20 protein-coding genes and 1 tRNA gene are annotated in these 21,513 nt (G+C 70.2%); 9 read left to right on the top strand and 12 right to left on the bottom strand.

The window, feature by feature from the left end:
* Nucleotides 1-285 precede the first annotated feature (285 nt).
* From BW733_RS06140 to BW733_RS06125, 4 genes are all read left to right on the top strand, one after another.
* A complete protein-coding gene (locus tag BW733_RS06140; protein ID WP_077348874.1) occupies nucleotides 286-879 on the top strand; it encodes an acyltransferase in 594 nt (197 codons plus the stop codon).
* Nucleotides 880-1,968, top strand: a complete 1,089-nt coding sequence (locus BW733_RS06135; RefSeq protein WP_077348872.1) for a DegT/DnrJ/EryC1/StrS family aminotransferase — start codon at nucleotides 880-882, stop codon at nucleotides 1,966-1,968.
* 2 nt (nucleotides 1,969-1,970) lie between these two features.
* Complete coding sequence (locus tag BW733_RS06130) at nucleotides 1,971-2,972, top strand: Gfo/Idh/MocA family protein (RefSeq protein ID WP_077352775.1); 1,002 nt, start codon at nucleotides 1,971-1,973, stop codon at nucleotides 2,970-2,972.
* Nucleotides 2,973-3,185: 213 nt separating this feature from the next.
* On the top strand, nucleotides 3,186-4,475 hold the full coding sequence (locus BW733_RS06125; protein ID WP_077348870.1) for a nucleotide sugar dehydrogenase: 1,290 nt from the start codon (nucleotides 3,186-3,188) through the stop codon (nucleotides 4,473-4,475).
* A gap of 86 nt (nucleotides 4,476-4,561) precedes the next feature.
* On the opposite strand, the gene BW733_RS06120 is transcribed toward BW733_RS06125, so the two are convergent.
* Nucleotides 4,562-5,134: a winged helix-turn-helix domain-containing protein gene (locus BW733_RS06120; RefSeq protein WP_077348868.1), complete on the bottom strand. Its 573-nt coding sequence runs from the start codon at nucleotides 5,132-5,134 to the stop codon at nucleotides 4,562-4,564.
* Nucleotides 5,135-5,214: 80 nt separating this feature from the next.
* Here BW733_RS06120 and BW733_RS06115 point away from each other — a divergent pair, with 80 nt between their 5' ends.
* Complete coding sequence (locus tag BW733_RS06115; RefSeq protein ID WP_152024589.1) at nucleotides 5,215-6,516, top strand: MFS transporter; 1,302 nt, start codon at nucleotides 5,215-5,217, stop codon at nucleotides 6,514-6,516.
* Here the strand turns inward: BW733_RS06115 and BW733_RS06110 are convergent.
* The 4 genes from BW733_RS06110 to BW733_RS06095 are packed head-to-tail and all read right to left on the bottom strand — an operon-like array spanning nucleotide 6,513 to nucleotide 9,948.
* Complete coding sequence (locus BW733_RS06110; protein WP_077348866.1) at nucleotides 6,513-7,133, bottom strand: response regulator transcription factor; 621 nt, start codon at nucleotides 7,131-7,133, stop codon at nucleotides 6,513-6,515. The genes BW733_RS06115 and BW733_RS06110 overlap by 4 nt on opposite strands.
* The gene (locus tag BW733_RS06105) at nucleotides 7,130-8,239 is read right to left on the bottom strand and encodes a sensor histidine kinase (protein WP_077348864.1); all 1,110 of its coding nucleotides are present in this window, start codon (nucleotides 8,237-8,239) and stop codon (nucleotides 7,130-7,132) included. Before BW733_RS06105 ends, BW733_RS06110 begins: the two co-directional genes overlap by 4 nt.
* 22 nt (nucleotides 8,240-8,261) lie before the next feature.
* Nucleotides 8,262-9,065: an ABC transporter permease gene (locus BW733_RS06100; RefSeq protein WP_161490150.1), complete on the bottom strand. Its 804-nt coding sequence runs from the start codon at nucleotides 9,063-9,065 to the stop codon at nucleotides 8,262-8,264.
* A 1-nt stretch (nucleotide 9,066) separates the two neighbouring features.
* Nucleotides 9,067-9,948 carry an ABC transporter ATP-binding protein gene (locus BW733_RS06095; RefSeq protein ID WP_077348860.1) on the bottom strand — a complete coding sequence of 294 codons (882 nt, stop codon included), beginning with the start codon at nucleotides 9,946-9,948 and terminating at the stop codon, nucleotides 9,067-9,069.
* A gap of 90 nt (nucleotides 9,949-10,038) precedes the next feature.
* Here BW733_RS06095 and BW733_RS06090 point away from each other — a divergent pair, with 90 nt between their 5' ends.
* Together BW733_RS06090 and BW733_RS06085 are read left to right on the top strand one after the other, a co-directional pair.
* Complete coding sequence (locus BW733_RS06090) at nucleotides 10,039-10,344, top strand: hypothetical protein (RefSeq protein WP_077348858.1); 306 nt, start codon at nucleotides 10,039-10,041, stop codon at nucleotides 10,342-10,344.
* 237 nt (nucleotides 10,345-10,581) lie between these two features.
* Nucleotides 10,582-11,076: a hypothetical protein gene (locus BW733_RS06085; protein WP_077348856.1), complete on the top strand. Its 495-nt coding sequence runs from the start codon at nucleotides 10,582-10,584 to the stop codon at nucleotides 11,074-11,076.
* Nucleotides 11,077-11,097: 21 nt separating this feature from the next.
* On the opposite strand, the gene wecB is transcribed toward BW733_RS06085, so the two are convergent.
* A complete protein-coding gene (gene wecB / locus BW733_RS06080) occupies nucleotides 11,098-12,162 on the bottom strand; it encodes a non-hydrolyzing UDP-N-acetylglucosamine 2-epimerase (RefSeq protein ID WP_077348854.1) in 1,065 nt (354 codons plus the stop codon).
* A gap of 162 nt (nucleotides 12,163-12,324) precedes the next feature.
* Between wecB and BW733_RS06075 the strand changes: the two genes are divergently transcribed.
* Nucleotides 12,325-15,165: a glycosyltransferase gene (locus BW733_RS06075; RefSeq protein ID WP_077348852.1), complete on the top strand. Its 2,841-nt coding sequence runs from the start codon at nucleotides 12,325-12,327 to the stop codon at nucleotides 15,163-15,165.
* A 5-nt stretch (nucleotides 15,166-15,170) separates the two neighbouring features.
* Here BW733_RS06075 and BW733_RS06070 read toward each other — a convergent pair whose 3' ends face one another.
* From BW733_RS06070 to BW733_RS06045, 6 genes are all read right to left on the bottom strand, one after another.
* Complete coding sequence (locus BW733_RS06070) at nucleotides 15,171-15,836, bottom strand: hypothetical protein (protein WP_077348850.1); 666 nt, start codon at nucleotides 15,834-15,836, stop codon at nucleotides 15,171-15,173.
* A 32-nt stretch (nucleotides 15,837-15,868) separates the two neighbouring features.
* Nucleotides 15,869-16,834 carry an NAD(P)H-quinone oxidoreductase gene (locus BW733_RS06065; RefSeq protein WP_077348848.1) on the bottom strand — a complete coding sequence of 322 codons (966 nt, stop codon included), beginning with the start codon at nucleotides 16,832-16,834 and terminating at the stop codon, nucleotides 15,869-15,871.
* A gap of 21 nt (nucleotides 16,835-16,855) precedes the next feature.
* Nucleotides 16,856-17,557 (bottom strand): hypothetical protein, encoded by a 702-nt coding sequence (locus tag BW733_RS06060; protein WP_077348846.1) that lies wholly within the window; start codon nucleotides 17,555-17,557, stop codon nucleotides 16,856-16,858.
* On the bottom strand, nucleotides 17,554-19,506 hold the full coding sequence (locus tag BW733_RS06055) for a M15 family metallopeptidase (protein WP_077348844.1): 1,953 nt from the start codon (nucleotides 19,504-19,506) through the stop codon (nucleotides 17,554-17,556). The genes BW733_RS06060 and BW733_RS06055 overlap by 4 nt, the downstream gene beginning before the upstream one ends.
* Nucleotides 19,507-19,559: 53 nt before the next feature.
* Complete coding sequence (locus tag BW733_RS06050; RefSeq protein WP_077352773.1) at nucleotides 19,560-20,375, bottom strand: pseudouridine synthase; 816 nt, start codon at nucleotides 20,373-20,375, stop codon at nucleotides 19,560-19,562.
* 317 nt (nucleotides 20,376-20,692) lie between these two features.
* A tRNA-Ser gene (locus BW733_RS06045) sits at nucleotides 20,693-20,777 on the bottom strand.
* Nucleotides 20,778-20,868: 91 nt separating this feature from the next.
* Here BW733_RS06045 and BW733_RS06040 point away from each other — a divergent pair.
* Nucleotides 20,869-21,300 carry a hypothetical protein gene (locus tag BW733_RS06040; protein ID WP_077348842.1) on the top strand — a complete coding sequence of 144 codons (432 nt, stop codon included), beginning with the start codon at nucleotides 20,869-20,871 and terminating at the stop codon, nucleotides 21,298-21,300.
* The last annotated feature ends 213 nt before the right edge of the window (nucleotides 21,301-21,513 follow it).

Genomic DNA, 21,513 nt, shown 5'->3' with positions numbered 1-21,513 from the left:
TGCGGTTGAACTGGGCGAGCGTGAAGAGGGCGAGGTCGCCACCGAAGATCGACTGGTAGGTGGGCAGAGCTTCGCGCGTATTGCCCGGGAGGGTGACGTAGGGCTGGAGCGCTGTCATGCGGGCCAATCTGGACCTCGGTCAGGACACCTCCATGCGATCGGCCGCAGGCCCCTTGCCTCTGCGGAGGCATCTGGCCCGGCGCGAAAGGGCGTGTCAAAGGGTGGGCGCGCCGTTCGCATGTCCAAACGGTATGCTCGCTCTCAGCGATCGAAGGGAACTGTTGGATGGTCCGCATTCAGGAAAGCGCAGACGTTTCGCCCGACGCAGTGATCGGTGAAGGATCCTCCGTATGGCACCTGGCTCAGGTCCGCGAGCAGGCGGTCCTCGGTGAGAACTGCATCGTCGGCCGCGGAGCCTATGTCGGCACCGGCGTCACGATGGGCGACAACTGCAAGCTGCAGAACTACGCCCTCGTCTACGAACCCGCGGTGCTGGAGGACGGCGTCTTCGTCGGACCCGCCGTCGTGTTCACCAATGACCACTTCCCGCGTTCCGTCGACCCGGAAGGCAACCTCAAGCGTGGCGACGACTGGGAGGCGGTCGGCGTCACCTGCCGCACCGGCTCCTCGATCGGCGCCCGCGCGGTGTGCGTCGCCCCCGTCACCATCGGCCGCTGGGCCATGGTCGCGGCCGGCGCCGTCGTGACAAAGGACGTTCCCGATTTCGCGCTGGTGGCGGGCGTTCCCGCCAAGCGCATCCGCTGGGTCGGACGCGTCGGCGTCCCGCTCGAACCCGGCGAAGGTGAGGGCGCCTGGGTGTGCCCCGAATCCGGCCAGAAGTACCAAGAACAAGACGACATCCTCGTGGAGGTTTCCTAAGTGAACGACTTCATCCCCCCGGCAAAGCCGATCATCGGTGACGAGGAGCGCGAAGCGGTCGACCGCGTCCTGCGCTCCGGCATGATCGCCCAGGGCCCAGAGGTCAAGGCATTCGAGGAGGAGTTCTCCGAGCACTTCGGCCTCGGCCGCGCGTGCGTCGCGGTCAACTCCGGCACCTCCGGCCTGCACCTCGGCCTGCTCAGCTCCGGGATCGGCCCCGGTGACGAGGTCATCGTTCCCTCGTTCACCTTCGCCGCGACGGCGAACTCGGTCGCGCTTACCGGCGCCACCCCGGTCTTCGCCGACATCGCGCTCGACGACTTCACCCTCGACCCCGCTTCGGTCGAAGCGTCGATCACCGACAAGACCAAGGCGATCATGCCGGTGCACCTCTACGGTCACCCCGCGAAGATGGCCGAGCTCCAGGCCATCGCCGACAAGCACGGCCTGATGCTGTTCGAGGACGCCGCGCAGGCGCATGGCGCCTCGCTGAACGGCACCCCGGTCGGCGCGTTCGGCACTTTCGCGATGTTCTCGCTCTACCCGACCAAGAACATGACCTCGGGTGAGGGTGGCATGGTCTCCGCGGCCAACGACGAGGTCGAGCGCAACCTGCGCCTCTACCGCAACCAGGGCATGCTGCAGCAGTACCACAACGAGGTCGTCGGGCTGAACAACCGGATGACCGACATCCACGCCGCCATCGGCCGCGTCCAGTTGACGAAGGTCGGCGCCTGGACGAAGCAGCGCCAGGACAATGCCGCCTTCCTGTCGTCGAACCTCGAGGGCGTCGTCGTCCCGTCGGTCGCAGACGGTGCCGTGCACGTCTACCACCAGTACACGATCCGCGTCGAGGGCGACCGCGACGGCCTGTCGAAGGCGCTGAAGGACGAGTACAACGTCGGCTCCGGCATGTTCTACCCCGTGCCGAACCACCGCCTCAAGCCGTTCGCGCGCGACATCCACCTCCCCAACACCGAGCAGGCCGCCCAGGAGGCGCTGTCGCTGCCGGTGCACCCGTCGCTGTCCCAGGGTGACCTCGAGCGCGTCGTCGAGGCGGTCAACGCCCTCGTCAAGGCCGGTGCGTGACCGTGGCCAACCTTCGCGCAGGCCTGATCGGCCTCGGCTCCATGGGGCGCCACCACGCCCGTAACCTCCGCGCCATCGACGGCGTCGACCTGATCGCCGTCGCCGACCCGGCAGGCGACTCGTTCGGTGTGGCTGGCAGCCTCGACGTGCTCCCCGACATCGAGGCCCTCATCGCGCAGAAGCCCGACTATGTCGTCGTCGCGACGCCGACGAAGTTCCACGAGCAGATCGGCCTCGCGCTCGCCGTGGCGGGCATCCACGCCCTGATCGAGAAGCCGCTCGCCGCCGACACCGGCGCCGCGCGTCGCCTGGCCGAGGCCTTCGCCTCGGCCGGCCTGATCGGGGCCACCGGCCACATCGAGCGCTACAACCCGGCGCTGCAGAGCGCTCGGGTGCGCCTCGAGAACGGCGACCTCGGAGACCTCTACCAGATCTCCACGCGCCGCCAGGGTCCCTTCCCGGCCCGCATCGCCGACGTCGGCGTGATCAAGGATCTCGCCTCCCACGACATCGACCTGACGAGCTGGGTGACGCAGCGCAACTACGAGCTCGTCGCCGCCCGCACCGTCTCCAAAGCAGGTCGTGACTACGAGGACATGGTCGCGTCGACCTGCCAACTCGAGGGTGGGCTGATGAGCTCCCACCTCGTCAACTGGCTGACTCCCACCAAGGAGCGTCTGACGATCATCACGGGCGAGAAGGGCATGTTCATCGCGGACACCCTCACCGCCGACCTCACGTACTACGCCAACGGCATGGTGCACGAGACCAGCTGGGAGGACATCGCCCAGTTCGGCGGCGTCACCGAGGGCGACGTGACGCGGTTCAACATCGCCAAGCCCGAGCCGCTGCGCACCGAGCACGAGAACTTCCGCGACGCGGTGCTCGGCAAGGACGCGGACATCGTCACCATGGAGCAGGGCGCACGGGTCGTCGAGGTCTGCGAGGCCATGATCGAGTCGGCCGAGACCGGCCACTTCGTCGACCTCACCGGCACCCGCTGAGCCTCACGCTGCGGCCCGTCCTCTCCGGAGGGCGGGCCGTCTCGCATCTCGCGGCGAGTGGCGCGGTGTGCGGATGACGCCCGTTCAGCCGACCGGGTGTGGGCGACGGCCCGAGGCAGCCGACGTGAACGGGCCGCACCACTGATGTGATCAGTGCCGCCCCCCGGAGGTAAGGTTGCGCTCGGTGCACAGGGTGCCGCGAGGAGGAAACACGTGAAGATCGCCGTCGTTGCGCTGGGCAAGATCGGGCTGCCGCTGGCCGTGCAGTTCGCCGACGCCGGGCATGAGGTCATCGGGGCCGACGTCAATCAGTCGGTCGTCGACCTGGTCAACCAGGGCACCGAACCCTTCCCGGGTGAGGCCCACCTGCAGGAGAAGCTCTCCGAGCTGGTACCCGCCGGTCGCCTCCGCGCGACCACCGACACCGCGGCCGCCGTCGCCGAGTCGGACGCCGTCGTGGTGGTCGTCCCGCTGTTCGTCAACGAGGAGGGCGTCCCCGACTTTGGCTGGATGGACGAGGCGACCCGCAACATCGCGAAGGGCCTGAAGCCCGGAACCCTGGTCAGCTACGAGACGACCCTTCCCGTCGGCACCACGCGCAACCGGTGGAAGCCCATGCTCGAGGAGCTGTCGGGCCTCACCGAGGGGACCGACTTCCACCTGGTCTTCTCGCCCGAGCGCGTGCTCACCGGACGCGTCTTCGCGGACCTGCGCAAGTACCCCAAGCTCATCGGCGGCCTGTCCGAGGCCGGAGCCGAGCGGGCGAAGGCCTTCTACGAGGCCGTGCTCACCTTCGACGAGCGGCCCGACCTGGAGCGCGCCAACGGCGTCTGGAACCTCGGCTCGGCTGAGGCGTCCGAGATGGCGAAGCTCGCCGAGACGACCTACCGAGACGTCAACATCGGACTCGCCAACGAGTTCGCCAAGTTCGCGGGCAAGTCCGGGATCGACGTCTACCAGGTGATCGAGGCCTCCAACTCGCAGCCGTACAGCCACATTCACCGCCCCGGCATCGCCGTCGGTGGCCACTGCATCCCGATCTACCCGCGGCTCTACCTGTGGACCGACCCTGAGGCCACAGTCGTCGAGACCGCCCGCAAGGCCAACGCAGGGATGCCCGCGTTCGCAGTCCAGCTCGCCGCGGACGCCGTCGGCGACCTGACGGGCAAGCGGGTGGCCGTGCTCGGCGCCTCCTACCGCGGAGGCGTGAAGGAGACGGCGTTCTCCGGCGTCTTCCCGGTCGTCGCCGAGCTGCGCGAGCGCGGAGCCGACATCGCCGTTCACGACCCGATGTACACCGACGAGGAGATCGCGAGGTTCGGCTGGTCCCCGTACCACCTGGGCGACGAGGCCGACCTCGCCATCCTGCAGACCGACCATGCCGAGTACCGCACCCTCGCGGCGAAGGACCTTCCGGGCGTGACGACCATCGTCGACGGTCGCCGCAGCCTCGACCCCGCCGGCTTCCCCGGCGTCGAGATCCTCGTCATCGGCCTCGGCTGACCCGACCCCGTGGACACGGCGTCACCTCTGGGTGGCGCCGCGTCGTGCGTTGTCAGGTGTGACCTTTCGCACACCGAGCCGAGCGCTCAGATCTCCTCGCTCGCCGCGAGCATCGTCAGCGTCCACACCAGCGAGTCGTCGTCATCGTCGCGCTCGTAACGGTTGATCACGGCGTCGAGTTCCTCGATCAGCTCCACGAAGCGCTCCCGCTTCAACCGGAGTGAGTAGGTGGTGTGGGTGCCCTTCTCGACGGGGTCCTCGCCGGTGACGTACTTGCTCGCCCAGCCGGTGACCCGTGCGAGCAGTTGCTGGTGTTCGGCGACGTATCCGGCCATGACGGCGTTGCCGAGCGCCTCGTCGGCCACAGGATCCTCGGGGGAGCCGAGCGAGCGGGCACCATGGGTCGGCTTCCAGACGCGGTCGCGCTTGTCGCGGGCCTTCTCGGGGGCCTCCTCGATGAGCCCGGCCTCGGCGAGGACGCGCAGGTGGAAGCTGAGCGAGTTGGCGGGCTGATCGAGACGCCCGGCCAGATCGGCGGCCCGGGCGTAGCGCAGCTTGATCACCTCGTTCCACACCTGCCTCCGCAGGGGGTTGGCCAGCGCCTTCAGCACCTCCGTCGACATGGACGGGGCGCGCAGGCGGGACTCCAGATCAGCCATGCTCGAAGCCTAGACCATCCCGCGAAAATCATTGCGCAAGAATAGGTGCGCAAAAGATGTTGCGGATCTATGGTTCTTCCATGCACATCACGCGAAAGTCGCGGCTCTGGACCGCCGGCTACTCCACCTGGCTGGTCAGCGACACAGCCTTCGAACTCTCCGGCGCCCTGGCCGGCTTCGCGATCCCGCTGCTCGCCCTGATGGTCACCGACGACCCGATCCTCGCCGGCGTGATCGGCGCGACGGGGATCGCCGCCCGGGTGCTCGCTTCGCTCGTCGGCGGCGTGCTCGCAGACCGGCACAGCCGCGTCCGGCTGGTGGTGCTCGGCGCCGCCGTGGGACTCGTCCTCGCCGCGCTGTTCACCTGGGCCGCCATGACGAGCCTCGGGTTCGCGGTGCTGCTCGTGCTCAACATCGCCATGGCGCTACGCAACGGTCTGTTCGGGACCGCGACCCAGGCGGCGCTGAAGGACCTGGTCGCCTCCGACGCGCTCGGCCGCGCCCAGGCGTCCAACCAGGGCCGCGACGCGCTGCTCGGCCTGGCCGGAGCCCCGCTAGGCGGGCTGCTGCTCGGCGTCGGCGCCCCCGTCGTCGGCCTCGCCATGCTCGTCTGCCAGACGGTGGCCCTCGCGACGGCTGCCCTCCTGCCCAGATGGGCGCGACCCCACGTCGAGGAACTGGGGGAGCGCCGCTTCCTCGGCGAGCTGGCGACCGGGTTCCGCTGGGTCTTTGCCCGGGCCGACCTGCGTGGCGCCCTGCTGGTCAGCACCCTCGTCAACCTCGGCTTCAACGCCGCGATCAGCACCGTCGTCTACTCGATGCAGCAGGACGGTGCCTCGCCCGCCGTGATCGGCCTCGTCTCGGGCGGACTCGGGATCGGCATGCTCGTCGGGGCTGCGTTCGCGCCGCTGCTGGTCTCACGGGTGCGGGCAGGGGTGCTGACCATCCTCGGGCTCCTTGTGATGTGCGCGGCGGCCCTCGCGCTGCCCCTCGTCACGCATCCGCTCGGGATCACCGTCGTGATGGCGCTGTCGATCGTCGGCGGCCCGGCGCTGAACGCGGGCCTCCTCGGCTACTTCATGGTCGCCACGCCGCCCAACCTGATCGGACGCGCGACGGGGGCAGTCACCGTCTTCGCCTCGGGCGCGATGCCGCTCGCCCCGCTCGTCGCCGGGCTCGGCCTCGGGCTGGTCGGCCGCACCTGGACGCTCGTGGCGACCGCGGCCATCTGCCTGGCGGCGGCCGGGCTCGCCGCGTCGACGAGGAGCCTCAGGGAGTTGCCCGCTGAGTCGGGCTGGGTCGCCCACGCCGTCGCCAACGGGACTCCTGCGGAGGCGGCTGAGGCCACGACCCCCGAGCAGCAACCCGCAGGCCAGGGCTAGACCCAACCGTTCTCGGTGGCGGTGCGCAGGGCTTCGGCGCGGTTGCGGGCGCCGAGCTTGCCGATCGCGGAGCTGAGGTAGTTGCGGACCGTGCCCTCGGACAGGAACACCGTCGCCGCGATCTCCTCTGTGCTTGCCCCGCCTGCCGAGGCGGCGAGGACGAGGGCCTCCTTCGCGCTGAGCGGGGAGGCGCCGATCGAGAGCGAGGCGGCCGCCAGTTCCGGGTCGACGACGCGGAGCCCCTGCGCGACCCGGCGGATCGCCTCGATCAGCCGGTCGACCGGGGTGTCCTTCACCAGGAACCCGACGGCTCCCGACTCGAGGGCGCGGCGCAGGTAGCCGGGCCGACCGAAGGTGGTCAGCACGATCACCCTCGTCGCGGGTGAGGCGCGCAGGATCTGGGGGAGTGCGTCGAGCCCGTCGTCGACGCCGAGCCCGCCGTCTGGCATCTGGACGTCGAGCAGCAGGACGTCGGGCCGGTGCTCCTCGACCGCGGCGACGGTGCCAGCGCAGTCGCCTGCCTGGCCGAGGACGCTCAGGTCGGCCTCGAGGTCGAGCATGGTCGCGAGGGCGCTGCGGATCAGGGTCTGGTCATCGGCGATGACGATGCCGGTCATGCGTCCTCCATGCGTGCCGTGACGGTGGTGCCTGCCGCGGACGAGTCGACCGCGAGGGATCCGCCCGCCTCCTCGACGCGCTGCCCAAGCCCCTTGAGGCCGCTTCCGCCGCCGCCCCGGGTGATCCCCTCACCATCGTCGCGCACAGTCACCGACGACTCGTCGCATTCGATGGTGCAGGTGGTGGCTCCCGCGTGCCGCACGACATTGGTGACCGCCTCCCGCACGACGTAGCCGAACAGTTCGGCCCGCTCGTCGGTGAGCGGAGGAAGAGCGCTCGGCACGACGGCCTCGACGCCCGCCGCAAGCAGCACGGACCGGGCCGAGGCGATCTCGTTGGCGAGGCGCACCTCGCGCATGCCGGAAGCGGTGGAACGGACGTCGCTCAGCGCCTGCCTGGCGATGGAGGCGAGCGCCTGCACCTCGGCGAGGGCGGCGTCGTCGTCGCGCCCGACGAGCCTTGTGGCGAGATCGGCCTTGACGGCGATCGTGGTGAGGGAGTGACCGAGGATGTCGTGCAGGTCGCGCCCGATCCGTTCCCGCTCGGCGGCGACGGCGAACACCGCGGTGCGCTGCTCGGCCTGGCGCAGCTGCCGGTCCTTGTGCTCGGACTCGAGCACAAGCCCCACCATCAGTCCCATGGCGAGCGCGAGGATCGCCATCATGACCGCGAGCGGCTGTGCGTCCATCAGCGAGACGCCGGCCGCGGCGACCGCGACCGCGATGATCACGATCCTGGCCATCAGCCACGGGAGCAGGGTGGCAGCGGCCATCGTCACGTAGACCGAGTAGTAGCCGAGGATGCCGGGGCTGTCGGTCACGAACGCCACCGCCGAGATGACCACCGTGAGCGCGAGGACCCAGAGCCACCGGGCCCATTCCGGCCAGTGGGTGGCCCAGGCCCAGCCGACCGCCAGCACGCCGAGCGTCAGCAGCAGCCCGCCGAGCAGCAGGAGCTGGGGAAGCGGGGAGCCCCACGCGAAGAGCATGGGGATGATCAGGAAGCTCAACCCGGGAAGGGCGTAGCCGGCCCCCTGGGCGAAGCCGCGCCGCCAGAAGCCGCACTCGGCGACGTCGGCGTTGTAGGCCGGGGCCCGTGTGTCCATGTCCTCCCCTCTCCCGACGGCGTCAGCGACGCGACGTGCGGATGGCTCGACGGTAGCCGAGTGCGCCGATGATCAGCAGCACCACCGCCCAGATTCCGATCACCATTGCGCCCTCCCAGGGGAAGTCGCCTCCGGCGAGCGGCCACAGCCCGATCTGACCCGCCCAGTAGGAGGGGACGGCCTTGCCGAGGGTCTGCATGAACTGGGGCATCAGGTCGAGCGGGACGAACAGGCCGCCGATCATCGACAGCGCGAGCATGGTCAGCGTCGTGACGGCGCTCGCGGTCTGCTGCTTGAACCAGAGCCCGATCACGAGCCCGAGCAGCACCATCGGCAGGAGGGCGACCAGCAGCAGACCGAGGACGGCGAACCAGGTGGCGACGTCCATCCGGACCCCGCGGACGATTCCCGCGACGAAGACGGCGCCGAGCGCAGGCACCATGGCACACACGGCAGTCAGGACCTTCGCGGCGATGAACTCGCCCGGCGTGAGTGGGGTGAGCATCAGGTTGCGGAACCAGCCGGAGGAGCGCTCCGCCTGGATGGTGGCGCCTGCGTTCATCGCAGCGCCGAGGCCGCCGTAGGTCGCCATCGAGATCATCATCCCTGCGGCGATCTCCGGGCCGTGATCGGTCATGTCTCCGCCGTAGATGCCCGCGAAGAACAGGTACATCGTCACGGGCATGGCGATGATGAAGGCGAGGAAGCTCCAGTCCCGCACCATCGAGCCGAGGCTGAAGGTGAAGTAGTTCCAGAGCCGGGTGAGGGCGCCGCGCTGGGTGGTCGCCTCTCGGGTCGTCGTGGTGGTCAAGGTCGCGGTGGTCATGTCAGGCCGCCTTCGTGATCGTGAGGAACGCGTCCTCGAGGCTGGGGGAGGAGACCTCGATGTCGGACACATCGAGACTGGGGTCGGTGAGCAGGGCGCGCAGTGTCGCGTCGGAGTCGGAGCAGGTCAGCTGGGTCTTCCCGTCGAGGGTCTCGGCCGAGACGACGCCGGGAAGGGCCGTCCAGTCGCGTACCGGCCCGGTGAAGCTGACCAGCTTGTTGCCGACGATCCGCTTGATCTCGGCGCCGGAGCCGTCGGCCACGAGGCGACCGTTGTCGACCACGACGATCCGGTCGGCGAACTCGTCTGCCTCGTCCAGGTAGTGGGTGGCGAACACGACGGTTCGCCCGGTTGCCGCCAGGTCGCCCATGTTCGACCAGAAGTGGCGACGAGCGTCGACGTCGAGGCCGACGGTTGGCTCGTCGAGCACGAGCAGCCGGGGATCGCCCATGATGGCCAGCGCGAAACGGACGCGCTGTGCCTGGCCGCCGGAGAGCCTGTTGGTGTTGGTCTTCAGGATGGCGCCGATGTCGGCCCGGTCGATCACCTCGCCGAGCGGGAGCGGCCGGAGATGGACGGCGTGCATGGCCTTGATCAGGCGGCCGACGCTGGTGTCCCAGAGCAGCGCGCCGTTCTGCAGCATCGCTCCCGAGTCACCGCGGCGGATGGCCGTGGTCGGGTCGTTGCCGAACACGCGGACGGTGCCGGCGTCGGGCTTCGTGATGCCGAGCACCATTTCGGTGGTGGTCGACTTCCCGGCGCCGTTGGGGCCGAGCAGGGCCAGGATCTGGCCCGCGGGGACCTCGAGATCGAGATCGTCGACGGCCGTCAGTGAGCCGTAGCGCTTGGTGAGGTTGGTGAGCTGGATGCCTGGCGTGTTCATGTACCAACCCTCGCCCGGGATGCGGTTTCGCGGCAGGGGGCGCTGTCACGGCCTTGGTGTGACAGGTGTCATGTGCTGCACACTTGGGCAATGGTGCAGCAGCGATTCGTCTCATGGGCCGCCGTCGGCGTTGCGGCGCTGATGCTCGTCATGACTCTGCTCGCGCTCGGGGTGACGGTCGTGGCGCTCACACAGGAGGACGTGCCGGGCGTCCTCGGCACCCTCGTCCAGTTCGTGGTCATCGCTGCGTTGTGTGGATCCGCCTTCTGGGTGGTCGGGAGCCAGAGCGTCGTGACGGTGACGGCGACCGAGCTTCGCCGTCCCATGCGACGCCCGGTGCCTCGCGAGCAGATGGAGGCGGTGCAACGGATCCGCCGACCCTTCGGCCGGGGCTGAGCTTCTCAGGCCTGCTGGTCGGGGTCGGTTCGTCAGCATTGGGTTTCGACGTGCTGCCCATGACGACGGCGTGGCGCTCGGAGCTGAGGCTCGCGCTGCTGGCGGAGGCCCTCGACGTTCCTCTGCTCGAGGCTCGTCTGGCGTGACCCGTCCGCCCGGCGGCGTCGAGGAAGAACCTGTGGTCTCAGGTCGCCGCGTCGGGCGGTTTCGCGGCATCGACTGCTGCACACTTGGACCATGTCGCGCCGGGTGTTCGTTTCGGTCAGTGCAGTGGTGGTCGCCGTCGTGGCGTTCGTCCTCGCCGCCGTGGCCTTCGCGACCTTCGGCATCGCGCTGCTGCAGCCCCACCGGTTCGAGCACCCGTTCTGGCCGGCCATCTTCTTCGCCTTCGTCTCGCTGTGCTGCGGCCAGCTCGCCTGGGCCGTGGGCAGCCAGTCGGTGGTGTGGCTGTCCGACACCCACCTGCATCGCCCGCTGCGCCGTCCGGTGGCACTCACCGGGATCCGCGGCATCGTCCGCACGCACCGGCTGTATCCGCACTTCCTGCAGCACTCGGGAAGGCTCCTCGGAACGAGCCGGTCACGCACGCTCTTCAACGTGCTCCCGACCATGACGGAGACACACTCCGTCGACCTGCTGCGAGCGCTGTCGCAGCGGCTCGGTGTCGCGTTCCACTCGGAAGAGGTCGAGGCGATCCGACGCGAGATCGACCGGCTGCGCGGCGGTCTCTGAGCCTCGTCTGAGCTGTTGCCCTCAGGCCCGGTCGACCAGGGCCTGGACGGCGTGCTCGGCGGCGTGCCCGTCACCGTAGGGCTGCGCCTGGGCCCCTTCGGGGCGGGGCCGCACCATCACCTCGGCGAGCTGGGTGAGGCCGGGGTCGAGGATGTTCCAGCCGTCCTCGAGGGTCTCGACCCATTCGGTCTCGGTGCGGATCGTCGTGGTCGGCGTCTCCAGCAGGAACGCCTCCTTCTGCAGGCCCCCGGAGTCGGTGACGACGCCGGCGGCGGCCATGACGGCGCGCACCATCTGAGGGTAGGCGAGGGGCTCCGACGCGACGAGCGACCCGGCGGTCAGCGACACGCCGTGCTTCTTCGCGAGGGCCGCGAGGCGCGGATGCGCAAGCAGCACCACGGGGACGGGTGCGCCCTTCAGCGCATCGAGGATCTCGCGCAACCGGGACGGATCGTCGGTGTTGTCGGCGCGGTGAATCGTGGCGAGCACGAACGGGGCCTCCGGATCGACCCCCGCGGGGAGGGTGACGGCGTCGTCGCGCACCGCGTCGCGGGTGGCAAGGCAGACGTCGGTCATCACGTCGCCGACCAGCAGCGTCCGCTCGGCGAGGCCCTCCGCGGCGAGGTGGTCGACGGCGACCTGGGTCGGCGCCAGGAGCAGGTCGGCGACGTGGTCGGTGACGATCCGGTTGTGCTCCTCGGGCATGCGGCGGTTGAAGGAGCGCAGGCCCGCCTCGAGGTGGGCGAGCTTGATGTGCTGCTTGACCGCGGCTAGCGCGGCGGCCGCCGTCGAGTTGGTGTCGCCGTAGGCGAGGACCCAGTCGGGCTGGTACTCCTCCAGGACGCCGTCCATGGCCGCGAGCATGGCGCCCGTCTGTCGGCCGTGCGAGCCGGAGCCGACGCCGAGGTGTGCGTTCGGGGCGGGGATGCCGAGGTCGCGGAAGAAGACATCCGAGAGCAGCGGGTCGTAGTGCTGACCGGTGTGCACGATGATGTGTTCGAGCTCCGCGTGCTGCTCACAGGCCCTGACGATGGGGCCGAGCTTGACGAACTGCGGGCGGGCTCCGACGACGCTCATGATCTTCACGTGGTCAGTCTGGCACAAGCCCGGCCCCCGACCGTCCTCTCGGACGCCCAGGCTACGCGCACAACGGCGGGCGCCGCCGTGCGGATGAGGGGCATGCCAGAGGGCCGACCGTGGAGTGCCGGCCGGTAGAGTGACCCTGGTTCCAAGTGAAAGGCCGTTTGCGTGACCGTTGGCAAGCCCCGCGTCGTGATCTTCCGCCATGCGCCGATCGACTTCGATTCGCGCGCGAAGCGCCTCGCGGGCACCCTGCTCCGCGGCGGCTTCGAGCCGATCGTCATCTCCGTCGAGCCGGCAGGCGGCAGGAGCGAGGAGTTCCTACTCGACGGCGCCATCCGCGTGATCCGCGTGCCGCTGACCTTCCGCCCGCAGGAAGACCTCGGGCGTCTGGACGCCGCGGCACCCGTGCAGAAGGAACCCGAGCACGTCGGGGCCTTGCGCCGTCGACGGGCCGCCTACCGGAGCAGGATCACCGGCCCCAACGCCGGGTCCGCGAAGGCCGCACTGCACGTCGCGAAGCTCAGCGCCCAGCTGCTGCCGCACGACCTGGGCGACACCCCCGGCCGCATCGCGCGCGGGGCCCGCTCGCTCGTGCAGAAGGCCTGGTACCTGCGCGGCAAGGGCGAGGATCCGTTCCTCGATCTCGACCTGCCGAACAACCTTCCCATCGCCGACCACACCGATTACACGCTGCGCGACCTGCTGATCTCGCTGCGGCCCGACATCCTGCACGCGCACCACCCGAACGTGATCCCCGCAGCCTGGCACGCCATGGACGAGCTGCGCCGCGGCGGTCATCCCGTGCGGATCTCCTACGACGTGCGGGAGAACTTCTCCGGCCTGCCCGAGAAGGAGATCGGCGACGTCACCGGACACCGCACGATGGTCGAGATGCAGCGTCGGTTCATGCCGTTCACCGACTACGTCACCTCGGTCAACGAGCCGATCGCCGACCTGATCACCGCCGACTACCAGCTGCCGCGCCCCGCTATCGCGCTGCGCAACTACCCGATGCTCGGTCCGAGCGAGGGCCGCCGCACGGTGCGCGAGGAGGCGGGCCTCGACGACGGGGTCCCGCTGATCGTCTACTCCGGCGTGATGAGCCGCGCCCGAGGCATGGACACCCTGATCGACGCCATGGCCCACGTCCCCTCCGACGCCCACCTCGCCATCGTCACCATGCCGATGCCGCACCCGATGATGCCCGAGCTGACCGAGCAGGCCGAGGCGCTCGGCGTCGCCGACCGGATCCACTTCGTCCCCCCGGTCGACCAGAGCGAGCTGATCCACTACCTGTCGGGCGCCGATGTCGCCGTGCACCCGATGCCGGGAGGCTCGCCGAACCACGACCAGGCGATGCCGAACAAGCTGTTCGAGTACCTGCACGCCGAGCTGACCTTCGTCACCTCCGACGCGAAGCTGCTCGCCGACTTCGTCACCACCAACGGCATGGGGCGCGTCTTCCGCAGCAACGACCCCGTCGACCTCGGCCGCCAGTTGACCGCCGCGCTCGCCGATCCCGTCCCAGCCGAGCATCTGCGCGGGCTCGCCGAGCGCTACTCGTGGCAGAACAACGAGGAGTCGATCCTCACCGATTTCCGTCGGCTCGCACATCTCGCCATCGAGGATCCGCGCACCGGTGACGCGCAGCTGATCCCGCAGGACGCGCCCTTCCGCGCGCCCGGGTCGCGCACCGACGCGCCCCACGTCGTGCTGTTCCGGCACGCCCCCATCGACCTCGACACCCGCGCCAAGAAGATCGCCACGACGCTCAGCCGCGGTGGCTACCGGGTCACCGTCGTCTCCGTCGAGCAGCCGGGAACCGAGCCGGGCGAGGCGTCGATGGGTGACGTCCGGATCCTCCGCGTCCCGCTGAAGCGCACCGTACGCCCGGCGAAGGCCGCGCCGCGGAACCTGCGCGAGCGCGTGATCGGCAAGCTGCAGCGCGACGCGCCCGCCCGTGTGCGCAACCTCGTCACCCCGCCGTCCGAACGGCCCGACGTGGTGATCGCCGAGCACACCGACACCCTCGCCGACCTCCTGGTCGAGCTGAAGCCCGACGTGCTGCACGTGCACCACCCCTACGTGTTCGACGCCGCCCTCGCCGCTGAGCGACGCCTCGGTGACGGGGTGCGGCTCGTCTACGACGCCCGCGAGAACTGGGCGGGGCTGCCGGGGGTCGAGCAGGGCGTCCGCGCCCAGCACGAGATGCTCGTCAAGGCCGAGGCCGACGGCATCGTCCATGCCGACGCCGTGCTGACCGTCGCCGAGCCGCTCGCCGACGAGCTGAAGCAGCGCTTCCGCCTGCCGCGCCGTCCCTTGGTCGCGCTGCACTACCCGGCCGAATACCCGCTGGAGGGGGAGCGCACCGTCCGCGACGCCGTCGGCGTGGGAGATGACGTCAAGCTGCTCGTCTACTCCGGCGTGCTCAGCCGGGCCCGCAACCTCGACCTGCTGATCCGCGGGCTCGCCGAACTGCCCGACGACGTGCACCTGGTGCTGGTCGCCGTCCCCTTCCCGCACCCGCAGGAGGCCGAGCTGCGCAAGGTCGCAGAGGCCGCGGATGTGGCCCAGGAGAGGCTGCACTTCGCCCCGCCGGTCGAGCAGCACGAGCTCGCCTACTACCTGTCTGGCGCAGACGTCGCCGTCTCCGCCATCCCGAAGGGCTCACCGAACCACGATCTCGCGCTGCCGAACAAGCTGTTCGAGTACCTGCACGCCCGCCTGCCGCTCGTGCACGCCGACGCGGCTGCGATGCGGGCGTTCACCCGCAAGCACGGCACCGGGACGGTGTTCCGCAGCGGCGACCTGCAGGACTACCTGCGCGCCGTCCGGCAGAACCTGGCCTCGCCCGTCCCGGCGGACCTGCTCGCGGAGAAGGCCGCCGAGCGCACGTGGCAGGGTCTCGAGGACGGCCTGCTCGCTGTCTATGACCGCCTCACCGGCTACGAACACCGGGCGCCGGAGGCCGGCTTCCCGCCGATGGTGGTCGTCGACGCCGACTGAGTCGATCAGCCGCCGGTGCTCGGGAGCCCGGGCTTCGTCGGGGACGGCGTCGGGCTGTAGGTCGACGGGCAGGAGCCGTACCGATCGTCTTGCGGGCTGCCGGTACAGACCGGCAGCCCTGGGGTCGAGGCGCCATGATCGCCGCGCTCGACCACGGAGATCGCCACCGGCGGATGGGTCCAGGTGCCGCCCGGGCCGGAACAGGTGGCCGTCACCGTCTGCTCGCCAAGGTCGGCGGGCGGGGCCTGGATCGGGCCGCCCGCCCAGGTCTGGCCCCAACGTTCCTCGAGCGTCGTGGCCTGGCTGCCGAACGTGAACTCGATCGTCGACCCGGCCGCGCAACCCGCCCCGTAGACGTTGAAGTAGCGCCCGACCGACACAACCGCGTCGGTGACCAGCAGCACGCCGCGTGGGTCGAGGCCCTCGGCACCGTCCGCGACCACCTCGATGGTCGAGCTTGCGTAGGTCCAGCCGCAGCTGGCCTTCACCTCTTGCGGGCCGGACATGTTCTCGGGCACCTGGAAGACGGTGGACCACTGGCCCCTCGTGTCGACGTGATAGGTGTCGCCGCCGAATTCCACGGCCACGCTCGCGATGTAGGTGCCCTCGCCGCCGCAACCCTCGCCGGAGACGGTGACGGTTCGCCCGGCCGTGACTGTCGAGTGGTTCACCTCGAGCGGCCTATCGGGTGAGGGTGATCCGCTCAGTGCACCAGCACGATCTTGCCGACGTTGTCGCCGCCGACGAGCTGCTCGTGGGCCCTGCGCACGTCGTCGAAGGGGATCCTCGTCTCGGGGGAGAGGCGGATCCGGCCGTCGGCGAGCATCGGCCAGACCTCGTCCTCGACGGCCCGGCAGATCGCGGCCTTCTCCTCCGCGGGACGGAAGCGCAGCGACGTCGCCGCCACGGAGGCGCCCTTGTTCAGCAGCAGGCCGAGGTTGAGCGTTCCCTTCACGCCGCCCTGCAGGCCGATCACGACGAGGTGGCCACCTTTCTTGAGGGCCTTCACGTTCTGCTCGAGGTACTTGGCTCCGATGATGTCGAGGATCATGTCCGCCCCGCCGGTGGCCTCCTTCAGCGCGTCGACCCAGTCCTCGTGGTAGTCGAAGGCGAAGTCGGCGCCGAACTCGCGGCAGTGCTCCAGCTTCGCCTGGCTGCCCGCGGTGGCCGCGACGATGGCGCCGAGGGCCTTGGTGTACTGGGTCGCGAAGGTCCCGATGCCGCCTGCCCCGCCATGGACGAGGAACACCTGCCCGGCCTTGAGGCAGCCGACCCGGACGTTCGACACCACCGTCGCGGCAACCTCGAGCACCCCGGCGGCCGAGACGAGGTCGATCCCTGGCGGCGGCGCGATCGCCTGACCCTCCGGGACGCAGAAGAACTCCGCGTAGCCGCCCCCGGCGAGGAGGGCGACCACCTCGTCACCCTTCTTCCAGCGCGTCACGCCCTCGCCGACCTCCTCGATCACCCCGGAGGCCTCGAGCCCGATGGTGTCGGTGACGCCGGGGGGCGGCGGATAGTGGCCCTGACGCTGCAGGACGTCGGCGCGGTTGACCCCCGACGCGACGGTGCGCACGAGGATCTCGCCCGCTCCCGGGGTGGGGGTGTCGATCTCGCCGATGGTCAGGGCATCGACGTCGCCTGGGGTCTCAACGATGACAGCTCGCATGCAGCCACCCTAGTGCCCGGCTCAGGGGGCCGGGATTGCCCCCGAAAGGTCGGCGTCGGCCTGGTCGACGATGAGCAGGACGACCCGCTCGCCCCGCACCCCGACCGTCTCCGACCAGAGGGTCTCGAGGTTGCGCCTGCCCACCCAGGTATCGGCATCGAGCGAGAGCAGCTCGGTCGCCGTCCCCTCACAGGCCTTGGCCTGGCGAACCCATTCGCCGAAGTAGCCGCGCGCCTCGTCGGCTCCGGCGAACTCGAGGGTCACGCCGACCCCGGGCCGCCCCTCCGGGCCCGCGAGGGTGCCCTCGAGCGCTGCGGTCGGCTGCGGATAGGCGCCGAGGTCCGCGCAGCCGAGCGCGATCGCTGCGTAGGCCGAGTGCTCGGCGGAGACGGCGTGCACCCAGGTCCCGTTGCCGAGATAGCCCTCCTCCGACGAGCCCGGCCTCGCGGTCGGCGTCCAGCCCTCGGCCCGGGCGACGTCGGTCTCCCCGAGGGAACCCGCGGTGCTGGGCGCCGGGGAGACGGGCGCCGGCGGCGGCTCCTGCGGCGGCAGCGCCGGCTCGGGCGACGGCGTCGTCGAGGCTGCCGATGCGGGAGCGGATGAAGGCTGGGACGGGACGCCCACTGTCGGGCGTGGAGGGGCCGACGGTGTTTCGGTCGGGGTCGGTGCGGGCGCGCATCCTGCGAGGACGACCGCCCCGAGCGCCGCGGCGACGAACCTCATTTCTTCTCGAAGTGGTGCCAGTCCCACCCCGAGAACCACTCCCAGCCGCGGGCCTTGAACTCGCGCACCGGGACGCTGCCGGTGGTCAGCATGCCGGGAACGACCGGGGTTCGGCTGACGTGCTGGGTGCTCGGGTGCCAGCGGCCCTGCGGGTCGCGGTACGGGTTCTGCCACGGATTCACGTCGACGGCGTAGCCGTAGCTGTGCGGGGAGAGGGCGTAGGGGTTGCCGACGACCTTGCGGCAGTTGAACGCCGAGGTGTTGTTGGCAGCCATCGACTTGATGTCGTCGCCGCCGAAGGCATTGGGGTTGGTCATCTGGAACACGGGGAAGCCGCCCTCGAACGTCTTCGCGAAGACCTGCGCGACGTCGCTTGCCCGGCCGCGGCGCACGATGATCTCGCCGCGGTAGACCCGCCCGTCCATGGACTGCTGGTTGATCCGGATGGTGCTCAGCCCGGACGGCCCGACGGGGCAGCCGGACCGGTACGTCGAGGCGACCTCCGCGGCCGTCGTGTTCGTGATCACCGGGTTGGCGATCCGAGCCCGGGTCACGCCCGACGACGCGGCTGCCGGGATCGTCGGGCCCCAGGTGAGCGTGGCGCAGGTTCGCACCTGCCACGTGCCGAGCGTGCCCTTCCCGTAGGCGAAGGGGATGCTGTAGTCGCCGTCGCTCGCGGTACGGGCGGACCCGGCTGCCACCCAGCCGGACGACGTGGAGACGTAGGCGGTGACCAGCACGTTGCCGATCCCCGGGGTGAGCGTTCCGGTGACCTTCGACGTGGTGAGCGGGTCGATGCGCGTCGGCGTCGACTGCGTGATCCCCGCCTTGCGCAGCTCGACGGCGCGGCTCGCGGTCGCGTTTGCTGCGGTCGCCTTGACCGTCGCCTTCCCGGCGAACCCGCCCTTGAGTGAGGCCGCGAATGCGCCGGAGGATGCGACGACGACGGTGGCGCTCGAGCGGACCTTCCCCGTGGCGTCGATCAGTTCGACCTTCACCTGAGTCGCCCCGGCCGCGGAGCCCTCGACGCGGAAGGCGCCGAGGCGGTCGTAGAGCACCCCGACGGGGTGGTCGGGGTGCTGGATCCGGCCGAGCGTGACGGTTGCCGCGGCCGGCTCGACGGAAAGCGGCCTCGGCTCGCTCTGCGTGACGGGGGCGGTGAGGGAGGGGCTGGGCGTCGGTGATTCGGTGACGGTCGGGTCCGGCTTCGGAGACGGGGTGGGCGTCTCCGGGGAGGAGCCCTGAGACGGAGATGGGGATGGGCTCTGAGACGGAGAGGGAGACGGGCTCGGGCTGAGGCTCGGTGCGGGCGTCGGGTCGTCGGGAGCCGCCGTGGCCTCGGGGGAGTGTCTCGGGGTCGGAGTCGGTTCCTCGCCGGGGACGACAATGTCGTCGTTCGCGGGCATGGCCGCGACCCCAGCGCTGGCTGATCCGCCCGGCACGCAGAAGGTGGTGGGGCTGGAGTCGGAGAAGTGCACGATGTTGTTGAACACCCACGTCGAGCCCTGCGCATATCCGTTGCCGGAGCGGCGGTAGGTCGTGGTCAGGATGGAGGAGCGGCAGGCGTTGCGGCCGGTCCAGGCGCTGTCGCACTCCGTCTTCCACCTGCGCCCGCCGCTGACGTGTTCGCCGGGCGTGGCGAGCACGTTGCTCGTCCACTGCGCGCGGCGGCTCGGCTTGTAGGTGAGGTTGTTGAACGTCCAGCCGAACTTTTCGACGTAGCGGCCGCGCGAGTAGGTGATCGTCGTGGCCTGGATCTCGGTGCGGCACCGCTCGACCGTCGAGGAGTACTTCTCGCAGGTCGTCCGCCAGACGCGTCCGTTGACGTGGTGGGTTCCCGGCGTCGTGTATACGTCCAGCGCTTGCGCGGGTTGCGCTGGGCTGTGGGTGAAGAGCCCCGCGATGAGCGCGGTTCCGATGAGAATGCCGATGATGCGTCGTCGATTCATGCCTGCCTCCTCCGTCAACCTAACAGCCGCGAGGAGTCAGCTGCAGACGACGGCTAAGTCCAGCTGAGGATATGGCCGGAGGTGAAGTGTCGCTGCGTGCCGTCGACGGGGTCGGGGAAGGCGAGACTGTAGGCGAGCAGGCGCAGGGGAGTGGAGAAGTCGTCGATAGGGGTCGGCAGGACCTCCGGGTACAGCGGATCGCCGAGCAGCGGGATGCTGAGCTGGTCGAAGTGGGCGCGGATCTGGTGCGTCTTCCCGGTGAGCGGACGCACCTCGTACAGCGCCAGGTCGCCTCGGCGCTCGAGCAGGTCGATCTCGGTGAAGGCGTTGGGCGGCAGGTCGAGCGTCTCCGCCTGCATGGTTCCCACGCGCTTGACCAGATGCGACTCGACCTTCCGTGGGAACGTCAGGGTCTCGTCGAACGGGGCGATCGCGCGGTAGACCTTCGTGACCGTCCGCTCGGTGAAGACCGAATGGTAGGCGGCCCGCCACCGCTTCTGAGTCGTCATGAGGAGGACGCCCGCTGTGCCCCGGTCGAGCCTGTGCGCCGCGGACAGCTCGGGCAGGTCGAGCTGTTGACGGGCCTTGACGACGGCGCTCTGGACGACGTGCCTGCCGCGCGGGATGGTGGACAGGAAGTGCGGCTTGTCCAGCACGACGATCCGCTCGTCGCGGTGCAGCACCCGAAGCTCTCCCGGCACCTCCGCCTCCTCGCGGAGCGTGCGATGGAACCAGACGAACGTGTGGGGGCGGTAGATCTCGCGCCCGGTCCAGGGTCGGCCCTTGTCGTCGACGAACGCGCCGGCGTCGAGCATCTCGTCGACGTCCTCGGGCGCGGGGGCCAGCTTGTGCACCAGCCAGTCACGCATGGTCGGCCAAGGCAGCGGGTTGGCCGGGTCGCGGTCGGGCGTGCGGACCCACGCGGCCTGGAGCCCGTGTCGGGGCGGCAGCGGAGACTTGGGAGGCACCGGGCAAGGATAACCGCGCCAGGGCGGGGAGGCCTCGCGCGGTTCCTGGCTCGGTGGGGGCGCACCAGGTCGGCCAGGCTTGGGTCATCGTGGGGGTGGGTCTCTGAGTGGAGACGCCGACCGAGGTGCCGGGAGCCTGCATGCCTGTCGGTGCCGGGGTGTTCGCGAACCTTCGGCCCCCCGGCGATGGAGGGACGACCATCGGCCTTCCGCTGGAGCGGCGAGGGTGGGATTCGAACCCACGGAGAGTTGCCCCTCGGCCGCTTTCAAGGCGGCTGCACTAGTCCACTATGCGACCTCGCCAGTGCGGGACCATGCTAGCGCGAACCTCGATCCTCTGGGTCCTCGGCGGGGCCACCCGGGACGGAGGCGGGTGCGCCGGTAGGCTCGGGCCATGGCCGAGACGACCTACACGATCCAGTCCCGCCCGCCGGTGCGGGCGTTCGTCATCGCCGCGGTGGGGGCCCTGCTCGGGGCGCTGCTGCTCGTCCTCGCGATCGCCCAGGGCTGGCACCTCGTCGTCGCCATCCTCGGCGGCGTCCTGCTCGCCGCAGGTGTCGCGCTGCTGATCGTGGCATTCATGTCGATGCAGCGCCTCGCCGTCCACCTCACGCTCGACGACGACGGCTACCGCCTCGTCGGCCCGGGCGACGACCACGAGGGTGAGTGGGCCGACGTGAGCAAGGTCACGCAGTCCGAGGACGGCGTGCACGTGACGATCTATCACGGCTCGGTCCGCCGAACGCACCTGCTGTTCTCCCGGCCCGACGCGGAGATCGACCGCGTCCTCGACGACATCAAGGGCCGGCTGGAGTCGCGCCGGTAGGTCCTGGCCGACCCCGCCGACCGTCGACCAGCGACTCCGTCCCATCTGGTCGTCTGGCGCGGAGGCCCGTGCACAGTTCTACGGTGAGCGCGACCGGTGCATCTATTGGCACGAGCCGCGCTCCTTGTAGGTCTGTGCACACCATCAGCCACTGCGCAGCCACCCGACGGAGACGCCGTGGCCGCTCGACCGACGCCGCCGCGGCCGGTGTGG

This window comes from Tessaracoccus flavescens, assembly GCF_001998865.1.
Taxonomy (GTDB): domain Bacteria; phylum Actinomycetota; class Actinomycetes; order Propionibacteriales; family Propionibacteriaceae; genus Arachnia; species Arachnia flavescens.
This window is presented reverse-complemented; position numbering and strand designations above follow the sequence as displayed.

Excerpts from the sequence above, each read along its gene's own strand:
- BW733_RS06040 (WP_077348842.1), top strand. The coding sequence starts at position 20,869 with ATGGCCGAGACGACCTACACGATCCAGTCCCGCCCGCCGGTGCGGGCG.
- BW733_RS06110 (WP_077348866.1), bottom strand. The coding sequence starts at position 7,133 with ATGACCGGCATCGTCATCGCCGATGACCAGACCCTGATCCGCAGCGCC.
- BW733_RS06100 (WP_161490150.1), bottom strand. The coding sequence starts at position 9,065 with ATGACCACCGCGACCTTGACCACCACGACGACCCGAGAGGCGACCACC.
- BW733_RS06050 (WP_077352773.1), bottom strand. The coding sequence starts at position 20,375 with ATGCGTGACTGGCTGGTGCACAAGCTGGCCCCCGCGCCCGAGGACGTC.
- BW733_RS06105 (WP_077348864.1), bottom strand. The coding sequence starts at position 8,239 with ATGGACACACGGGCCCCGGCCTACAACGCCGACGTCGCCGAGTGCGGC.
- BW733_RS06060 (WP_077348846.1), bottom strand. The coding sequence starts at position 17,557 with ATGAGGTTCGTCGCCGCGGCGCTCGGGGCGGTCGTCCTCGCAGGATGC.
- BW733_RS06115 (WP_152024589.1), top strand. The coding sequence starts at position 5,215 with ATGCACATCACGCGAAAGTCGCGGCTCTGGACCGCCGGCTACTCCACC.
- BW733_RS06140 (WP_077348874.1), top strand. The coding sequence starts at position 286 with ATGGTCCGCATTCAGGAAAGCGCAGACGTTTCGCCCGACGCAGTGATC.
- BW733_RS06055 (WP_077348844.1), bottom strand. The coding sequence starts at position 19,506 with ATGAATCGACGACGCATCATCGGCATTCTCATCGGAACCGCGCTCATC.
- BW733_RS06120 (WP_077348868.1), bottom strand. The coding sequence starts at position 5,134 with ATGGCTGATCTGGAGTCCCGCCTGCGCGCCCCGTCCATGTCGACGGAG.
- BW733_RS06090 (WP_077348858.1), top strand. The coding sequence starts at position 10,039 with ATGGTGCAGCAGCGATTCGTCTCATGGGCCGCCGTCGGCGTTGCGGCG.
- BW733_RS06065 (WP_077348848.1), bottom strand. The coding sequence starts at position 16,834 with ATGCGAGCTGTCATCGTTGAGACCCCAGGCGACGTCGATGCCCTGACC.
- BW733_RS06095 (WP_077348860.1), bottom strand. The coding sequence starts at position 9,948 with ATGAACACGCCAGGCATCCAGCTCACCAACCTCACCAAGCGCTACGGC.
- BW733_RS06085 (WP_077348856.1), top strand. The coding sequence starts at position 10,582 with ATGTCGCGCCGGGTGTTCGTTTCGGTCAGTGCAGTGGTGGTCGCCGTC.